18 protein-coding genes are annotated in these 17687 nt (G+C 69.3%); 9 read left to right on the top strand and 9 right to left on the bottom strand.

Annotated features, from left to right (window positions below; translation table 11 throughout):
* Window positions 1-244: 244 nt before the first annotated feature.
* On the bottom strand, window positions 245-1309 hold the full coding sequence (locus tag ACFWJX_RS03615) for a pentapeptide repeat-containing protein (RefSeq protein WP_383236260.1): 1065 nt from the start codon (window positions 1307-1309) through the stop codon (window positions 245-247).
* A 595-nt stretch (window positions 1310-1904) separates the two neighbouring features.
* Between ACFWJX_RS03615 and ACFWJX_RS03620 the strand changes: the two genes are divergently transcribed.
* Window positions 1905-2390: a DUF4265 domain-containing protein gene (locus ACFWJX_RS03620; protein ID WP_383236262.1), complete on the top strand. Its 486-nt coding sequence runs from the start codon at window positions 1905-1907 to the stop codon at window positions 2388-2390.
* Between the two features lie 269 nt (window positions 2391-2659).
* Here the strand turns inward: ACFWJX_RS03620 and ACFWJX_RS03625 are convergent, their stop codons facing one another.
* From ACFWJX_RS03625 to phoU, 4 genes are all read right to left on the bottom strand, one after another.
* Window positions 2660-2950, bottom strand: coding sequence for a ribosomal protein L7/L12 (locus tag ACFWJX_RS03625; protein ID WP_383236265.1), 291 nt, complete (start codon window positions 2948-2950; stop codon window positions 2660-2662).
* A gap of 106 nt (window positions 2951-3056) precedes the next feature.
* Complete coding sequence (locus ACFWJX_RS03630) at window positions 3057-3305, bottom strand: SCO4226 family nickel-binding protein (RefSeq protein WP_383236267.1); 249 nt, start codon at window positions 3303-3305, stop codon at window positions 3057-3059.
* Between the two features lie 166 nt (window positions 3306-3471).
* Complete coding sequence (locus tag ACFWJX_RS03635; protein WP_170109914.1) at window positions 3472-3624, bottom strand: hypothetical protein; 153 nt, start codon at window positions 3622-3624, stop codon at window positions 3472-3474.
* A gap of 151 nt (window positions 3625-3775) precedes the next feature.
* Window positions 3776-4477 (bottom strand): phosphate signaling complex protein PhoU, encoded by a 702-nt coding sequence (phoU, locus tag ACFWJX_RS03640; RefSeq protein ID WP_383236271.1) that lies wholly within the window; start codon window positions 4475-4477, stop codon window positions 3776-3778.
* Between the two features lie 224 nt (window positions 4478-4701).
* Between phoU and ACFWJX_RS03645 the strand changes: the two genes are divergently transcribed.
* Together ACFWJX_RS03645 and ACFWJX_RS03650 are read left to right on the top strand one after the other, a co-directional pair.
* Window positions 4702-6036 (top strand): sensor histidine kinase, encoded by a 1335-nt coding sequence (locus tag ACFWJX_RS03645; protein WP_383236274.1) that lies wholly within the window; start codon window positions 4702-4704, stop codon window positions 6034-6036.
* On the top strand, window positions 6033-6713 hold the full coding sequence (locus ACFWJX_RS03650; RefSeq protein ID WP_015659563.1) for a response regulator transcription factor: 681 nt from the start codon (window positions 6033-6035) through the stop codon (window positions 6711-6713). Before ACFWJX_RS03645 ends, ACFWJX_RS03650 begins: the two co-directional genes overlap by 4 nt.
* Window positions 6714-6975: 262 nt before the next feature.
* Here the strand turns inward: ACFWJX_RS03650 and ACFWJX_RS03655 are convergent, their stop codons facing one another.
* On the bottom strand, window positions 6976-7656 hold the full coding sequence (locus ACFWJX_RS03655) for a DUF461 domain-containing protein (RefSeq protein WP_383236278.1): 681 nt from the start codon (window positions 7654-7656) through the stop codon (window positions 6976-6978).
* Window positions 7657-8343: 687 nt separating this feature from the next.
* On the opposite strand from ACFWJX_RS03655, the gene ACFWJX_RS03660 reads away from it, so the two are divergent.
* From ACFWJX_RS03660 to ACFWJX_RS03685, 6 genes are all read left to right on the top strand, one after another.
* Window positions 8344-8826: a CarD family transcriptional regulator gene (locus tag ACFWJX_RS03660; protein ID WP_003953493.1), complete on the top strand. Its 483-nt coding sequence runs from the start codon at window positions 8344-8346 to the stop codon at window positions 8824-8826.
* A 343-nt stretch (window positions 8827-9169) separates the two neighbouring features.
* On the top strand, window positions 9170-9922 hold the full coding sequence (gene ispD / locus ACFWJX_RS03665) for a 2-C-methyl-D-erythritol 4-phosphate cytidylyltransferase (protein WP_383236282.1): 753 nt from the start codon (window positions 9170-9172) through the stop codon (window positions 9920-9922).
* Window positions 9912-10418: a 2-C-methyl-D-erythritol 2,4-cyclodiphosphate synthase gene (gene ispF, locus ACFWJX_RS03670; protein ID WP_383236285.1), complete on the top strand. Its 507-nt coding sequence runs from the start codon at window positions 9912-9914 to the stop codon at window positions 10416-10418. The genes ispD and ispF overlap by 11 nt, the downstream gene beginning before the upstream one ends.
* A gap of 168 nt (window positions 10419-10586) precedes the next feature.
* Window positions 10587-11987 (top strand): cysteine--tRNA ligase, encoded by a 1401-nt coding sequence (cysS, locus tag ACFWJX_RS03675; protein ID WP_383236288.1) that lies wholly within the window; start codon window positions 10587-10589, stop codon window positions 11985-11987.
* A gap of 111 nt (window positions 11988-12098) precedes the next feature.
* On the top strand, window positions 12099-13040 hold the full coding sequence (gene rlmB, locus ACFWJX_RS03680) for a 23S rRNA (guanosine(2251)-2'-O)-methyltransferase RlmB (protein ID WP_073492111.1): 942 nt from the start codon (window positions 12099-12101) through the stop codon (window positions 13038-13040).
* A gap of 149 nt (window positions 13041-13189) precedes the next feature.
* A complete protein-coding gene (locus ACFWJX_RS03685) occupies window positions 13190-14839 on the top strand; it encodes a DoxX family membrane protein (protein ID WP_383236291.1) in 1650 nt (549 codons plus the stop codon).
* Between the two features lie 84 nt (window positions 14840-14923).
* Here ACFWJX_RS03685 and ACFWJX_RS03690 read toward each other — a convergent pair whose 3' ends face one another.
* The 3 genes from ACFWJX_RS03690 to ACFWJX_RS03700 form a co-directional block, all read right to left on the bottom strand.
* Window positions 14924-15655: an NDP-sugar synthase gene (locus tag ACFWJX_RS03690; RefSeq protein WP_383236294.1), complete on the bottom strand. Its 732-nt coding sequence runs from the start codon at window positions 15653-15655 to the stop codon at window positions 14924-14926.
* Window positions 15656-15716: 61 nt separating this feature from the next.
* Window positions 15717-16172: a hypothetical protein gene (locus ACFWJX_RS03695; protein ID WP_383237326.1), complete on the bottom strand. Its 456-nt coding sequence runs from the start codon at window positions 16170-16172 to the stop codon at window positions 15717-15719.
* 235 nt (window positions 16173-16407) lie between these two features.
* Window positions 16408-17496, bottom strand: a complete 1089-nt coding sequence (locus ACFWJX_RS03700) for an ABC transporter ATP-binding protein (protein WP_383236297.1) — start codon at window positions 17494-17496, stop codon at window positions 16408-16410.
* Window positions 17497-17687: the final 191 nt, after the last annotated feature.

A 17687-nucleotide genomic window follows, 5' to 3' on the forward strand; every position in this document is an offset into this window, starting at 1 on the left:
CGCAGGTGAACGGCCCCGTTCAAGACCCCTGGCATTACCAACACAGTTGAAAAGAGCGTTGGTCGTCGGCCGTGGCCGCCGGACACAGACACCATGGACACTGACGACGACACGCAGAACCCAGCATAAATTGCGTCGCTTTTACTTCATATGCAAGACATATTCGGCGAGTATCAGTCACCTTGAGGCTGCCCGCTAGGCCTTCTTTTCCTACGCAAGTACGGGTTGAGTAGGCCGCCACTCCTTACAATAGATCGGCAGGCAGGCGCGTCTCCTCATCCGTCTTAGCAGAGGCTATTTGGCGGCGCTTTAGCCCTTTCACGCTACTTAGGTCCGCACCGCAGAAGTTCGCCCCGCTGAGATTCGCCTTGTTGAGTTGGCAATTGCTGAGCACTGCGCCCTGAAGGCTGGCGCCACTTAGATCGGCGTGCCGGAAATCACAATCCATAAAGCGCATACCCTCCATGCGGGATGCCGTAAGCGTGGCATGACGGAAGTCGACTTCCCGTGTCGCCCAGTCATCTCCAACGTCTGTAAATCTAGCGTATTTCATGAATGCGTAAGCGAAGCATGCATTTTCTGTTCGAGCATACTGCAGTTGCGCTTTACGGAAAGACGCCGTGACAAATACCGCGCCCCTCATATCGCACCGCCGAAGATCCGCGGAATTCATGTTCACGCCCCAGAGATGTGCTTTCTCCATATCGGATCCTCTGAGGTCAGATCTATTGAAGTCCGCACTCATCAAGTCCAGTCTGCGGAAGTCTAGCGATACAAGAGACCGGCCCTCTAGCCGCACCCGGAGCGCGGCATAACGCGACGCCTTTCCGAGTGCGTTTAGAGCAGTCTGCACTTCAGGTGCCATCGATTCGCCCGGCTCCGGAGTCTCTGCCCACTCATCTCCTGCCCTCGGAGTGTGCTCAAGCAGGAAATTTTGTAGAACAGTCTGGGCGTCTTGGCTCTGGTCCGGGGCGTCGTGCAGAATTTGCTCAAGTGCCAAAACTCCACCAATTCGCACATATTGCTTATCTGAACTGAGACGCTCAAGGGCCTTAGTGAATCGGTCAGTCACCTGACCACGTCTGGTCAGTTGATAATTTCGCGCCGTGTAAATTAGCGCAAAAGCAGCTCCTGCTGCAGCAATTGACTGGATCAATGCCAATCTGAGCTGCCCCTGAGCCGCAGCTTTTGCGTCCGGAGCAAGACGCTCGAGGTCTACCCCAATTGAAGCGTTCACTCGATGCGTAAAATTAGTCATAAATCCAACCTGCATGAGGATATACAGACCAAGGATAGCTGCAATTACCACGCCCCTTATGGCCCACTTGCGACGAGACTTATGCGTACTCGGAAAGAGCCACCGCTTCGTTCGTCCTGTGAGCCTAGCGTGCGCGTACAGTCGGACGAGATTGAAGAGGTCCCGCAAGTTAATGAGCGACTTCTTGACCATCTGGCTATTTAAACCCAACGTCGACTCCGCTGTCTCGGGAACTGCCTCTCCAGGGCTCAGTACGCGCCAGCTGGCCAGCGCTCGGAGCGCGCACCAGATCCAGCGAAGAACAGCGGGGGATCAGGGTGAAAGCAGCCAATGCTGGTGAGGCTGCACCCTTGCCGTCCGCTCAGGTCAGCGCCCTAACCCGGCGCAGCTTTCCAAGCTGAGAGCCTGGACCAGGCGACACCGGCTCCGTACGCCCCGGCTCGTGCGGCTTGCTCTGGTCGACGCCACCGGCAGCGTGGTTGAGGCCGGTGGGGGTGCAGCGAGACACACGCGCGCCTGATCGGTCGGCGCACCCGCCGTCGTGGCTGGCTTTCGTCGGCTGACGCACTGACAAACCTGTACCGAAGCAGACGTCGTCGGTCACCCACCTGCGGTCGGCGTGGCAGGACTGTGCATCCTGGGCACCATGACGAACCCCGAAGGCCCGTACGTGAAGGTGCACTTTCGGCTTGAGGTCGAAGGCGACTGGCCTCCGGCGTCGGTGGAGAGCCTGTGGACTGTCGACCAGGGCGATGGCACCGTGCGGCTCGACAACATCCCCTGGTTCGTTCGAGGCATCGCGTGCGGGGACGTCGTGGCCACCGAGCCCGACGAAGAAGGCGTGCACTGGGCCGGCGAAGTGGTTCGGCGTTCGGAGAACTGCACCATCCGCCTCATCCTGTTCCGTGACAGCGGCTCGGGAGCCGCGCGGCAAAGTGTGATCAACGCATTCCGCGAACTCGGCGTCGACGGCGAGGGCATAGAACAGTTCGGCATGGTCGCCCTGGACGTTCCGCCCACCGCCGACCTCACCAAGGTGCAAAGGCTGCTGAAGCACGGTGTTGCCAAGGAGTGGTGGGACATGGAAGAGGGGTGCGTCACCGTGCAGTGGCGGGCCGCGTCCGTCAGTTGACGCTGTTCATGTGATCCCGCCGGGCCGTCCCTGGGCCGTCCGAGGCCGCTCGACAGTAGCCAATGACGACCAACGACGACCACCATGCCCACGAGCCCACCGCCCCTGACCAGCAAAAACCCAGCTCACCAAGATCCCCGACAAGACCCAGGGCAAGAAGAAGTAGGCCCGACGCCGGTAAGCCCCCGCCCCGCGAGTTCTTCGCGGGGCGGGGGCTTACCGATGGGGCAGGGCCGTCCATGGGCCGGGAGCCGCTCGACGCGCTGTCGTCAGGGTCTGAGGAAGTCCGGCGGCGGCTGTTCCCTTGCTTCTGCCGCGGCTCCCACATCGCGGAGTGCCGCGACCGCTGCCTCGGCGCCGCCCCGCGGCACTCCGTCGAGAACCACGGCGGGTGTCCGCGTCGCCAGAACCCTGCTGTGCCAGAGGCTCAGTCCGGTCAGTCGGCGCACGGCTCGGGCGACGTCGATCACACGGACACCAGGGTCGGTGAGCACCACGTCGTGGGGCACGTCGTCGCACACCAATGAGAAGTACTCGTCCAAGAAGTACTCGTCGCCCATCGTCCTCCACGCCCTTCTGCTGCGCCCGGAGCGTACGAGCCCTCAGTCGTAGCTCACTCGTTGTAGCTCACTCGTTCATCCACGCGGGGCACGTGCGCTCTGCCGCTCATACCGACAGCGGCACCGCGTGGACCTCGTCCGCCTTGTGGCCCGCGCGTTCGTGGATGCGTTGGACCGCGTCCGCGGAGGGGGCCTCGGAGAGGCAGTAGACGGTGCCGGACTCCGGGTCCGCCCAGGCGCGCTCGAAGTGCACGCCCTCTTCCGACTCGATCGCGAGGTCGGCCTGGTGGGCCTGGTGGAGCTGGTCGGCGGTGATGCCCTTCATGCCGTGGTGGACGTCCATGAACCTGGTCATGACCGCATCCCCTTTCTCCAGCAGGCACGCCACGCCGGACCCTGCCTGCGGTTGCGGTTGCTTTCTCCATGCTGCGCCCGTGTGCACGGGTTCGCGCGGCAGGGGGATGCGCCGTGACAAGAGGGGCCCGACGCGACCCGCGTCCGGCCCCTCTCGGCGTAACGTCTCAGCCGCACTGGCAGGGGTTGCCCGACTGGCAGCCGCAGCCGCAGCCCGAGCCGCAGCCGCACGCCGCGACCATGGGCAGGCTTCTGATCTCGGCGGGCTGCTCGGTCGGGCGTTCCTGGGTGGGGTCGGGCTTGCTGGGGGCTTCGGCCATGGGTTCCTCCTGGAGGCCTGGAGACAGGAGCGCCTGTGCCCATTTCATGCCCGTCCGGGCGGGCGCATCAACGGCGCACGGAGGCTCCGAGGCGCCCCCGGCCCGTCCCGGAGGGGACGAACCACGCCTCCGCCCCGGCACCGGCGACGGACTACGCCCCCTCCGGCCCCGTCACCGGCTGGATCTCCGTCGGCAGGTCCTGCTGGAGGTTGTCCGCGTGTTCGCCCGTCACCAGGAACACGACGCGCTTGGCGACCGCCACCGCGTGGTCGGCGAAGCGCTCGTAGTAGCGGCCGAGCAGCGTCACGTCCACCGCCGTCTCGATGCCGTGCTTCCAGCGGTCGTCGATCAGGTGCTGGAAGAGCGTGCGGTGCAGCAGGTCCATCTCGTCGTCGTCGGTCTCCAGCTGGAGCGCGAGGTCGACGTCCTTGGTGATGATCACCTCGGCCGCCTTGGCCATCAGACGCTGCGCGAGCTGCCCCATCTCCAGGATGGTGGCGTGCAGGTCGTGCGGCACCGCCCGCTCGGGGAAACGCAGCCGGGCCAGCTTCGCCACGTGCTGGGCGAGGTCGCCGGAGCGCTCCAGGTCGGCCGACATGCGCAGCGACGTGACGACGATGCGCAGGTCGGTCGCCACCGGCTGCTGGCGCGCGAGCAGCGCTATGGCCCGCGCCTCGAGGTCGTGCTGAAGTTCATCGACCTTCTTGTCGGCCTCGATCACGCTCTCGGCCAGCTTCAGATCGGCATCGAGCATGGCGGTCGTGGCGCGCCCGATCGCCGACCCCACCAGCCGGGCCATCTCCACCAGACCGTCGCCGATGGAGTCCAGTTCCTCGTGGTACGCGTCCCGCATCAGGGTTCCCTCTCGTACGTGGTTCTTCGGGGGTTCCGGGGGCCGGGACCGGCCATGGAACCGGCGCTGCGAACCCCACGGTGCCACGCTCCGCCCCGTACGCGTCGGTTTCCGTCCCCTCAAATGAACCACCCCTGGCTCCAAGGTGAACTCTGGGCGACGAGTGTTCGAGGTCGCACCTCGATGGCTGTGGCCACGACGTGGCGCATGCCTAACCTGGGGGCATGGACGTGAACGCGGCGGTCGCCGCAGCGGCAGCGATCGCCGGGGTGCTCACCGGCGTGATCGCCATGCTGGCGTTCCGTTGGAGCGAACGCGACCAGAACCGACCCACCAGGACCTCCTTGCACACCGATCCCGTGCTTCCGCCGGGCGTGGACACCGTTCTGTCCGTGCTCCGCTCCTCGGCCGTCGTCCTCGACGAGGCCGACGCCGTCGTCAAGGCGAGCTCCGCCGCGTACGCCCTCGGGCTGGTCCGCGGCGGCAAGCTGGCCGTCGAACCGATGCTCCAGATGGCCCGGGACACCAGACGCGACGGAGAGATACGCCAGGTGGAGCTGGACCTGCCCCGGCGCGGCACCGGCCGGGGCGAAGCCCTCGCGGTGTCGGCCCGGGTGGCCCCGCTGGGCTCCCGGCTCGTCCTCCTGCTCGTCGAGGACCTCACCGAGGCCCGACGCATCGAGGCCGTCCGCCGCGACTTCGTCGCGAACGTCAGCCACGAGCTGAAGACCCCGGTCGGTGCCCTCTCCCTGCTCTCCGAAGCTGTCATGGACGCTTCCGAAGACCCCGAGGCGGTGGAGCGCTTCGCCGGCCGGATGCAGATCGAGGCGACCCGCCTGACCAACCTGGTCCAGGAACTCATCGACCTCTCCCGGGTCCAGAACGACGATCCGCTGGAGGACGCCGAACCGGTCCGCGTCGACGAACTCGTCGCCGAGGCCGTCGACCGCTGCCGGCACCAGGCCGGCGCCAAGCAGATCACCATGGCCGCGAACCTTGGGGCCTCCGAAGGGCTCGAGCAGGGTGATGGCGGGCGGCGGGCGGGCGGCACCGCCGACCTGCGGATCTGGGGCAATCGTGGTCAGCTGGCCGCGGCCCTCGGAAACCTGGTCGAGAACGCCGTCAACTACTCCCCCGCCCGCACCCGCGTCGGCATAGCCGCCCGCCGGGTGACCATGCATGGCGGGGAGCTGATCGAGATCGCCGTGACCGACCAGGGCATCGGCATCTCGGACAAGGACAAGGAGCGTATCTTCGAGCGCTTCTACCGAGTCGACCCCGCCCGCTCCCGTGCCACCGGCGGTACGGGCCTCGGGCTGGCGATCGTCAAACACGTGGCCGCCTCGCACGGCGGGGAGGTCACGGTGTGGAGCGCAGAGGGACAGGGCTCCACGTTCACGCTGCGACTGCCGGAGGCGGGCGCCGCCCGTGACCGCGCCCAGCAGCACTCCGACCTCGACGACGACGTGGAGGGCGGGTCCGCCGCCGGCACCCCCCATGCTTCACCCCCCGATTCAGCCGCGTACCAGACGCTTTCCGCCCCGGAGGTCCTTCCGTGACCCGAGTGCTCGTCGTCGAGGACGAGGAGTCCTTCTCCGACGCCCTGTCGTACATGCTCCGCAAGGAGGGCTTCGAGGTCGCTGTCGCGACCACAGGTCCCGATGGACTCGACGAGTTCGAGCGCAACGGCGCCGACCTCGTGCTTCTCGACCTCATGCTGCCGGGCCTGCCCGGCACGGAGGTCTGCCGCCAGCTGCGCGGCCGCTCCAACGTCCCCGTGATCATGGTGACGGCCAAGGACAGCGAGATCGACAAGGTGGTCGGCCTCGAAATAGGAGCCGACGACTACGTCACCAAGCCGTTCTCCTCCCGCGAACTGGTGGCCCGCATCCGCGCGGTGCTCCGCCGCCGCGGCGAGCCCGAGGAGGTCACCCCGGCGGCCCTGGAGGCCGGCCCGGTCCGTATGGACGTCGACCGTCACGTCGTCACGGTCTCCGGCTCCAAGGTCGACCTCCCCCTCAAGGAGTTCGACCTCCTGGAGATGCTGCTGCGCAACGCGGGCCGCGTCCTGACCCGCATGCAGCTCATCGACCGCGTCTGGGGTGCCGACTACGTCGGCGACACCAAGACCCTCGACGTCCACGTCAAACGCCTGCGCGCAAAGATCGAGCCCGACCCCGGTGCCCCCCGGTACCTGGTCACGGTGCGCGGCCTCGGTTACAAGTTCGAGCCGTAGACCGACCTGGCCGGGGCCGGCGGGCGGAGCCCGGCGCAGCCCGCCGAAGCCCGCGCGGCGGTGTGAGGGGTGCGTCGGGGAGGGTGCTCGAGCCCGACCCCGGTGCCCCCCGGTACCTGGTCACGGTGCGCGGCCTCGGTGACAAGTTCGAGCCGTATGCCTTGGGGTGTGCGCACGTACGACAGAGGGGCGGCACCCCGCGCGGGGGGTGCCGCCCCTTCGTCGTACGTGCGTACGTGCGTACGTCAGAGGCGTACGGCGCTCAGTGGCCGGCCGTCTCCGACTCTGAGGCGCTCGCGGAGGCCGTGTCGCTCGGGGAAGCGCCCTCGGTCGTGCCCGCGCCCTCGGCACCCTCGCCACCCGGCGTCTCGGAGGCCGACTCGCCGGCGGACGGCGACTCGGAGCCGGTCTCCGCAGAGGCGCTCGGGACGTCGGTGGGGCCCCACTCGGCGAAGTAGTGCTCGGCGGGCACGACGAAGGCGCGCAGGCTGATCTCGCCGGTCTCGCTGAAGGTGAAGGTGACCTTCTGGGCGTTGCCGTCCTGCATCGCCTCACCGCTGCTGGAGAGGCTGGCGGTGGCGTTGTTCTTGCCGCCGATGACGACCGAGCCGCCGGCCGGGACGGTCAGCTTGCCGCCCCCCTTGGCGGGCTTGATCTCGGCGGGGCCGTCGACGCCGTCCACGGTGATGGAGTCCAGCGTCTGCGGCTCGCTGCCGTTGTTGAAGACGGTCGCGGCGATCGCGGCGGGTCCCGTGGACTCCGGGTCGGGCTGGGTGATGACGACGACGTTCTGGAGCTTGATGTCGCCGACACTCGTGGCGGCGTTGTCGGGCTTGATCTCCAGCGTCTGGGCATCGTTGCCGGCTCCGCACGCGGCGAGCGTGGCGATCGAGAACACGAGGGCGGACGCGGCGAGGGCGCCGCGTCGAAGGCTGCTGCTCACGGCGGCGGCAACTCCTTGGGAACGCAGGGGCAGCTCTCCTTGGATCAAGCCGCCCTAAGGGTCTGTCAGCGGCCTTAGGTTACCGAGCCGGTCCCACGCCACCGCACCCGACCCGCCTCTCCGGCGATCCGGGCCCTGATCGGTCGCCGCGAGACGTGCCTTGTCACACCGGGCACAAGTGTCTCGGCAGAGACCCTGCAGCGCCTCGGAACCACAAGTGACCCGTGAGTCACATTGGCTTCCGCCGGTCCCCTGGACGCCGATCGCCGGCACGTAGTCGTGCATTCACATAAGCGCCGCTCACCGGGCCCCGCGGATTTTCCGTGAAGGAATGCGCGGCCGTCGCGGGAATTGATCACCGCCTGTTCGGCCGACTGTGTGATCAATTCCGGAAACGGCCAGGATCCGACTCCGGGCACCGAACGGAGTAGCGGAAGTCGCACGCCTGGAAGCGGACATTTGGGGATGTTCGGGCGCTCGAAGGGGCCTCCGGACGCGTGTGACGTGCGTGTTTCACCCCCCATGGAGAGCCGCTCCGACCTGCGAATACCTGGTTCCACCACCCGGTCGCAGCACGTTCCTGTTGCTGTTGTCAAGCCCCGAGATATGCCCTGACCTGCGAAAACGCCATTCAGAACCCGCAGTTTCCGTGTTACTCTGGATAGCCACGGAAGGGGTACCTGTCACATGACGTTCAAGGTTGGCGACACCGTGGTCTATCCCCATCACGGGGCCGCGCTGATCGAGGCCATCGAAACTCGCCAGATCAAAGGCGTGGACAAGACCTACTTGGTGCTGAAGGTCGCCCAGGGTGACCTGACGGTACGTGTGCCAGCGGACAATGCGGAGTTCGTGGGCGTGCGTGATGTGGTCGGTCAGGACGGGCTGGACCGGGTCTTCGAGGTGCTGCGCGCGCCGTATGCCGAGGAGCCCACGAACTGGTCGCGTCGTTACAAGGCAAATCTGGAGAAGCTCGCCTCCGGCGATGTCATCAAGGTCGCGGAAGTCGTGCGTGACCTGTGGCGTCGTGAGCGTGAGCGCGGACTCTCCGCCGGTGAGAAGCGCATGCTCGCCAAGGCCCGCCAGATTCTGGTGAGTGAGCTCGCGCTCGCGGAGAACACGAACGAGGACAAGGCCGAGGCGCTCCTCGACGAGGTCCTCGCGTCCTGACGCCGAGACCTGCCGGCCTCAGCTCAGCTCGCTCAGCGCAGTGAAAATGCCGCGGTGCCCGATGACGTTTCCCCGTCGCCGGGCGCTGCGGCATGTTCATGCCCGGACGCCGACGCGTATGCCCGCGCGTACACCTGCGCCGCGTATACCTATACGCAGGCCGGTGCGTGTTCACCTCGCAAGCAGCCCCCCGAAGCGGAAGCAGCCACCGAAGTCCTCGCGTGCCGGGCTCGGGCCGCTTGTTGCCTCGACCGGGGTCACGGAAGGGTCCGGTCAAGGCGTCGAGCCAGGCACGCTGTCTCCGTACCCACGTAGGCCGAGCACACAAACCTGACAGGAACCGATGTCTGACGATTCGCTTCCCGCCCCCGCCCTCGTACGCACGGCCGCGGTGATCCCGGCCGCCGGCCGGGGCGTACGCCTCGGTCCGGGCGCCCCCAAGGCGCTCCGCACGCTGGGCGGGACCCCCATGCTGATCCACGCGGTGCGCGCCCTCGCCGCCTCCCGTGCCGTCTCCCTCGTGGTCGTCGTGGCCCCGCCGGACGGCGCCGCCGAGGTCAGGTCACTGCTCGACGCGCACGCGCTGCCCGACCGCACCGACTTCGTCGTCGTCCCCGGCGGTGAGACCCGCCAGGAGTCGGTGAAGCTCGGCCTGGACGCGCTGCCGCCCGGTCACGACATCGTCCTCGTGCACGACGCCGCCCGGCCGCTCGTGCCCGTCGACACCGTCGACGCCGTGATCGAGGCCGTCCGCGAGGGCGCCCCGGCGGTCGTACCGGCGCTGCCGCTCGCCGACACCGTCAAGGAGGTCGAACCGGCCGCGGTGCCCGGCGGGCCCGAACCGGTCGTCGCCACGCCCGAGCGGGCGCGGCTGCGGGCCGTGCAGACGCCGCAGGGCTTCGACCGGGCCACTCTCGTGCGCGCCCACGAGACGGTCACCGACGAGGTCACCGACGACGCCGGCATGGTGGAGCGGCTCGGCCTGACCGTCGTGGTCGTCCCCGGCCACGAGGAGGCCTTCAAGGTCACCCGCCCGCTGGACCTGGTCCTCGCGGAGGCGGTCCTCGCCCGCAGGAGGCTCAACGATGGCTACTGAGGCCACCCCGGTGCCGCCGGTGCTGCCCCAGGTCGGCATCGGCACCGACATCCACGCCTTCGAGGAGGGCCGCGAACTGTGGTGCGCGGGCCTGAAGTGGGAGGGCGAGGGGCCGGGCCTGGCCGGTCACTCCGACGCGGACGTCGTCGCGCACGCCGCGTGCAACGCGCTGTTCTCCGCCGCCGGACTCGGTGACCTCGGGCAGCACTTCGGCACGGGTCGCCCCGAATGGTCCGGCGCCTCGGGCGTGACGCTCCTGGCGGAGGCGGCCCGGATCGTCCGCGCGGCCGGCTTCGTCATCGGCAACGTCGCCGTCCAGGTCGTCGGCCCCCGCCCCAAGATCGGCAAACGCCGCGACGAGGCACAGAAGATCCTCTCCGAGGCGGCGGGAGCCCCGGTGTCGGTGTCGGGCGCCACGACGGACGGGCTGGGTTTCCCCGGCCGGGACGAGGGTCTGATGGCGGTGGCGACGGCGCTGGTGGTGCGACACGGCTGAGGACGCGGTCGTAGGGGAACGAAGCCCGGTTCCGGGACGAAGTCCGGTTCCGGGGCCGAAGTCCGGTCGCGGGGGCGTGAACCGCGTGTCCCCACCGGCCGCCGGACACCGCACGGCCAAACCGGTGGAAGGTGTCGGGCACTCGCCCACGCCCACTACCCTGGAGTGGTGACCATTCGCCTGTACGACACCAGCGCCCGGCAGATTCGTGACTTCGCCCCGCTCACGCCGGGTTGTGTCTCGATCTACCTGTGTGGTGCCACCGTGCAGGCGGCCCCGCACATCGGGCACATCCGCTCCGGCCTGAACTTCGACATCATGCGCCGCTGGTTCGCCCACCGCGGCTACGACGTCACGTTCATCCGCAACGTCACCGACATCGACGACAAGATCATCGTCAAGTCCCGTGAACAGGGCCGCCCCTGGTGGTCCATCGGGTACGAGAACGAGCGGGCGTTCGAGGACGGCTACCGCGCCCTCGGCTGCCTCCCGCCGACGTACGAGCCGCGGGCCACCGGGCATGTCCCCGAGATGATCGAGATGATGCGCGGGCTCATCGAGCGCGGCCACGCCTACGAGGCCGACGGCAGCGTCTACTTCGACGTGCGTTCCTTCCCCGGCTATCTGGCGCTGTCCAACCAGGACATCGACGACCTGCGCCAGCCGACCGAGGAAGGCATCACCGGCAAGCGCGACCCGCGTGACTTCGCGATGTGGAAGGCCACCAAGCCGGGCGAGCCCGACTGGGAGACCCCGTGGGGCCGCGGCCGTCCCGGCTGGCACCTGGAGTGCTCGGCGATGGCCCACAAGTACCTGGGCTCCGCCTTCGACATCCACGGCGGCGGCCTGGACCTGATCTTCCCCCACCACGAGAACGAGATCGCCCAGGCGAAGGCCTACGGCGACGAGTTCGCGCGGTACTGGGTGCACAACGCCTGGGTCACCATGAGCGGCGAGAAGATGTCCAAGTCGCTCGGGAACAGCGTGCTGGTCTCCGAGATGGTCAAGCAGTGGCGCCCGATCGTGCTGCGCTACTACCTGGGCACCCCGCACTACCGCTCGATGATCGAGTACAGCGAGGAGGCCCTGCGCGAGGCCGAGTCGGCGTTCGCGCGGATCGAGGGCTTCGTGCAGCGCGTCGTCGAGAAGGCCGGGGGCGTCGTCGAGCCCGCCGCCGAGGTGCCGCCCGCCTTCGCCGAGGCGATGGACGACGACCTGGGTGTCCCGCAGGCGCTGGCCATCGTGCACACCACCGTCCGGCAGGGCAACTCCGCCCTCGCCGCCGACGACAAGGAAGCCGCCGTGGCCCGCCTCGCCGAGGTGCGCGCCATGCTCGGCGTCCTCGGCCTGGACCCCCTCGACCCGCACTGGGCCGGGGAGAACGACCGGGGCGAAGACCTGCACGGCGTCGTCGACACCCTCGTCCGCATGGTCCTCGACCAGCGGGAGGCGGCGCGCGGCCGCAAGGACTGGGCGACCGCGGACGCCATCCGCGACCAGCTCAACCAGTCCGGGCTGACCATCGAGGACGGCCCCCAGGGGCCGCGCTGGACGCTCGGCCCGCGCTGAGCGGCCCCTTGATCGATTCTTGATGCATTCTTGATCGATTGTGCCGCCCGGGTGTCCGGGCGGCACACTGCATTACGTACGCACACACGCTTCACGACAGACGGGTAGGTCATGGCAGCCAACAACCGCCGCATGTCCGGCAAGAAGGGCGCGCAGGTCGGCAGTGGCGGCCAGCGGCGCCGGGGCCTCGAGGGCAAGGGTCCGACCCCGCCCGCCGAGATGCGCAAGGGGCACAAGAAGAACCGCCTCGCCACCTCGAAGGCCAAGCAGACCGCACGTCGTCCCGCGCCGCGCGGCCGGGCCGGCAGGTCGCCGTCCGAGCTGGTCGTCGGCCGCAACCCGGTCGTCGAGGCGCTGCGCGGCGGCGTGCCCGCCTCCACCCTGTACGTCCAGCAGTTCATCGACAACGACGAGCGGGTGCGCGAGGCGCTCCAGCTCGCGGCCGAGCGCGGCGGCATCAACCTCATGGAGGCCCCGCGCCCCGAGCTGGACCGCATGACCAACGGCCTCAACCACCAGGGCCTGGTCCTCCAGGTCCCGCCGTACGAGTACGCGCACCCCGAGGACCTGGCGAACGCCGCCTACGACGCCGGCGAGGACCCGCTGATCGTCGCCCTCGACGGCGTGACCGACCCGCGCAACCTCGGCGCCGTCGTCCGCTCGGTCTCCGCGTTCGGCGGCCACGGCGTCGTCGTCCCGGAGCGTCGCGCGGCCGGCATGACCGCCGGTGCGTGGAAGACGTCCGCCGGTGCGGCCGCCCGCACTCCGGTGGCCCGCGCCACCAACCTCACCCGTGCCCTGGAGGCGTACAAGAAGGCCGGTATGACGATCGTCGGTCTGGCCGCCGACGGCGAGGCCGAGGTCGGTGACCTGGCGGCCTTGAGCGGCCCGGTCGTCATCGTCGTGGGCAGTGAGGGCAAGGGACTGTCCCGCCTGGTCGGCGAGACCTGTGACCACCGGGTACGGATCTCCATGCCGGGCGGCGCGGAGTCGCTCAACGCCGGTGTGGCGGCGGGGATCGTCCTGTACGAAGCGGCTCGTCACCGGGCCTGACACCGCTCGGAGCAGAGGGACGGACGGGTCGAACGCCCGTCCGTCGGCTCACCCGTACGGGGTAATTCCGGCGCGTCGGACAACCTTGACGCTGTCCGGACAGATCCGGCGGGTCAAGGCAGTGTCCTAAACACACATCACTCGGTTAGATGAGTGTGGACACCAGAACACCCCGCACACCCACGGGGGACCTCTCGTCGGGCTTCGACGACGCTCCCGCGCTGAGCATGGTGAAGGTGCCGAGCGACCCGGCGCAGATCATCGTCAATCACGCGAGTTTCCGCGTGCAGCTGGGGGCGTCGGCACGGCGCAGCCAATCCCCGCGGATCGCCCGGCACGCCGGCGCAGTCGAGGACACCGCGCGCATCCCCGTCGCCGGGGCCGGTGCCGCCCGTCGCCGGCCGGTCGTGTGGAGCGGCCGGTCCGCGCCGGACGACACCGGGGCCCACCGGCTGCTCCAGGCCGTACGGGCAGGCAGCGTCGGCCACGGCGAACCGCCCGCCGCCGACGCCGGAGCCACCCAGGTCATCCCCCGCGTGGGGATCGACGACGGCTACGACGGCGACCTCACCGCGCAGACCCTCGAAACCCCGCTCGTCGGCGCCCAGCGCACGCATGGCGACGGCGAACAGCGGATCCTGCCGCAGATGCGCACCGTCGGCAGCGCCTACGACGAGCCCGGCTACGGCGATCCCGGTCACGGCCGACCGGACCACGACGACGGCAGGTTCGAGGAGTTCGCGGAGGCCGCCGCGACGGTGGACGCCGGCTCGCGCGGCAGACGGCACAGCGGCGACCCGGCCCGGCACGCCTACTACCCCGGCCGCCGGATGAACCTCGGCGTCGTCCTGCTCCCGCTGCGGATCCTCCTCGGTTCCATCTCCGTCTACGCCGGCATGAGCAAGCTGTGCGACCCCGTCTACTTCGACGGCGGCGAGCGCGGCTCCATGGTGAAGTGGCTCAACACCCTGCATCCGTGGGAAGTCGCCGAGCCGCTGCGTCAGTTCGCCCTGCACCACCCCATCGGCTCCGGCCTCGTCATCGCATTCCTCCAGGTCGTCGTGGGCGTCCTCACGGTCCTGGGCTGCTGGCAGCGGATCGCCGCCGGCTTCGGCGCCATGCTCTCCGCCGCGCTCATCCTCACCGTCAGCTGGAAGACCGTCCCGGTCTACGAGACGCCCGACATCATCTACCTCGCCGCCTGGTCGCCGCTGATCATCGCCGGTGCCCCCGTCTATTCCGTCGACGGCCGGCTCGCAGCCGGTGCCTGGCGGCGGCTCGGCCCCCGGTCCGACCTGTGGGAGCTGCGCCGGTACGTGCTGCGCCGCGGCACCCTCGTCACCGCGATCGTCGTCGGGCTCACCCTGCTCACCGGCTCGCTCCTCGGCGGTGCCGTCCGCGACTCCGACCGCGTCGTCGTGCCCGGTCCGGGCGAGGCCCCGCGCAACGAACTGCCCGGCTCACCGCTCCCCGAGGAGTCCGACGGGCGCCGGCCGAGCCGGACGCCGTCCGCGTCCACCTCGCCGACCCGGGGCAGCACGTCCGAGGCCCCGACCCGGGAGGAGGACTCCGCTCCGGGCGCCACGCGGGACACCGAGACCGCCACGAGCGGCCCCAGCCAAACCCAGGGCACCGGCGGCGAGGCCCCGCCGGAGCAGTCCAGTCCGGTCGAGGAGGCGCCCAGCACCAGTTCGGGGCCCGCCTCCGGCGGCACCAGCAGCTCCGGTTCCACCGGCGGCCCGGACGGCGGCTCCCCGCCGGCGGAACGCCCGGGACTGGTCGGCGGCCTGCTGGGCTAGCTCCTCGTGCCTCTACGCCGATGGGGCCCCGCTCGCTTGAGGAAGCGAGCGGGGCCCCATCGGCCTTGAAAGGCTGTCCGACCGTCAGCGGCCCAGCGCCGCCAGCTCCTTGGCCGCCTCCGTGAGGTCCTTCGCGGTGTCGATGGCGCGCCAGTACGCGCCCTGCGGGATCGGGAACCCGGCCAGCCGCCGCTCGCGGGCGAGATGCGGGAAGGTGGTCCGCTCGTGGTCCCCGCGCTCGGGCAGCAGCCCGGCGAACTCCGGGGAGAAGACGTAGACGCCGGCGTTGATCTCGTACGTCGTGGGCGGGGCCTCGATGAAGTCCGTGATGTGGCCGAAGCCGTCCGTCTGCACGGCGCCCCACGGGATGCGCGGCCGGGCCAGCGCGAGGGTGGCGACGGCGTCGCGCTCGGTGTGGAAGTCCGCCATGTCGCGCAGCGAGAAGCGGGTCCAGATGTCGCCGTTGGTGGCGTACCAGGGCCGCTCGGGGTGGGGGAGGTGGGCGGCCGCGTACTTCAGGCCGCCGCCGCGGCCGAGGGGCTCGGTCTCGACGACCGTGGTGACCTTCAGGGGCAGGTCGGCGGAGTCGAGCCAGTTCTCCAGGACGTCGGCGAGGTGGCCGCAGGAGACCACGACGTCGGTCACGCCCTCCTCGGCGAGCCAGACAAGCTGGTGGCCGATGATCGGCGTCCCCGTCCCGGGGATCTCGACCATCGGCTTGGGCCGGTCGTCGGTGTAGGGACGCAGCCGGGACCCCTGGCCACCGGCCAGGATGACGGCTTGCGTGGGTCGGGACGCGGCGCGCGGATCGGTCATCCCCGAACTGTACGCGGCGCCCCGTTCCCGTCGAGAGGGTCCCCTGAGGGCCTCCGACGCCCTAGCTGTGCGCCGCCAGGACGCCCGAGGCGAAGGACGTGTCGCACACCGGGCGGGCGTACGACTGGGCGCGTGAGGCGCCGTGGATGCGGACGGCGGCGCGGCCCAGAGCGCGGGCGATGGAGGTGCAGTGCTTCGCCAGGGACGGCCTGCCGTTCACGGCGGCCTGGAGATGGGTCAGGGCGGTCCCCGGATCCTTCTCCTGGAGTTCGGCCAGCAGCTGGTCGCGCAGGACGTCCTGCGGGGCCTTGGCGGTGCCGTGCGCGGTGCGGTGGGCGGTGGAGACGTCGGAGGCGGTGAGCACCGAATCCGAGGGGTTCCCCGACCAGTTGACCCGGGTGACCGCGAGGGTCCCCGAGAGCACCATGACGACGGGCAGGACGAGGGCGAGCGAGCGGCCGATCCGTCGGGCGGGGCCCTGGCCGCGTCGCGACGGTTGGGTGGCGGAGTGCTTCACGGAGTGCTTCACGCGTGTGAGGGTAGCGTGGGGTAATGATTTGGCGACATTTAGTCACCCGGTCGGGGGATGAAGGAGTGCGTCTTTTTGGGTAGAGGGTTGACGTTCACGCTCGAAACGCCCGTTGTGCCGGGTTTTCCGGCCTTCCGGAGAAACAGACGCGAGAAGGGCCCCGCGGCAGCAGCCGTGGGGCCCTTCTCGTCGGAGTGGCCAGGCGGGGAGGCCCGTCGAGGGATCAGTCGGAGAGGCGCGCGCCCGTGGAGGTCGAGAACACGTGGGTCTCGCCCGCGCGGGGCACGACGTGCAGCGTGCTGCCCTTCTCGGGGACGTTGCGGCCGCCGACGCGGACGACCAGGTCCTTCGTCTCGGAGCCGACCGTGGCGGTGCCGTAGACGAACGCGTCGGAGCCCAGCTCCTCGACCACGTTCACGACGACCGCGAGACCCTGCTCGGTGTCGGGGCCGGCCACGTCGAAGTGCTCGGGGCGGACGCCGACGGTGACCGTCTTGTCGGTGGCGGCGGAGAGCGCGTCACGCTGGACCGGCACGACCGACTTGCCGAACTTCACGCCGCCGTCGGCGATCGGGACCTCGACGAGGTTCATCGCCGGGGAGCCGATGAAGCCGGCCACGAAGAGGTTCGCCGGGCGGTCGTACATGTTGCGCGGGGTGTCGACCTGCTGGAGCAGACCGTCCTTGAGGACCGCCACCCGGTCGCCCATGGTCAGGGCCTCGACCTGGTCGTGGGTGACGTACACGGTGGTGATGCCGAGGCGGCGCTGGAGCGAGGCGATCTGCGTACGCGTCGACACACGGAGCTTGGCGTCCAGGTTGGACAGCGGCTCGTCCATGAGGAAGACCTGCGGCTCACGCACGATGGCGCGGCCCATCGCGACACGCTGGCGCTGGCCACCGGAGAGGGCCTTCGGCTTGCGGTCGAGGTACTCGGTCAGGTCGAGGATCTTCGCGGCCTCCTCGACCTTCTGCCGGATCTCCGCCTTGTTGACACCGGCGATCTTGAGCGCGAAGCCCATGTTGTCGGCGACGGACATGTGCGGGTAGAGCGCGTAGTTCTGGAACACCATGGCGATGTCCCGGTCCTTCGGCGGCAGGTGCGTGACGTCGCGGTCACCGATGCGGATGGCGCCGCCGTTCACGTCCTCGAGCCCCGCGAGCATGCGGAGCGAGGTGGACTTGCCGCAGCCCGACGGGCCGACCAGGACGAGGAACTCGCCGTCCTCGATGTCGATCTCGAGTGCGTCGACGGCGGGCTTGGTGGAACCCGGGTAGATCCGGGTCGCCTTGTCGAACGTGACAGTGGCCATGGTGATGGGCCCCCTTCTACCGGCAGGAACGTGCCGGACGATCCGTTGTAGGAAGGTGGTGAGCCGTCCCGGACAGGGCCCGGGAAGGTTTAGTCCACATGAGTGAACGGATCTGGACGGTACCTGGCGTTCGCCTGATCTGTCAGTACCCGGAGGCATGTGAACTTCGCGGAAACTTTCGGCGGGCGCCC

The organism is Streptomyces sp. NPDC058335 (assembly GCF_042723915.1).
Lineage (GTDB): Bacteria > Actinomycetota > Actinomycetes > Streptomycetales > Streptomycetaceae > Streptomyces.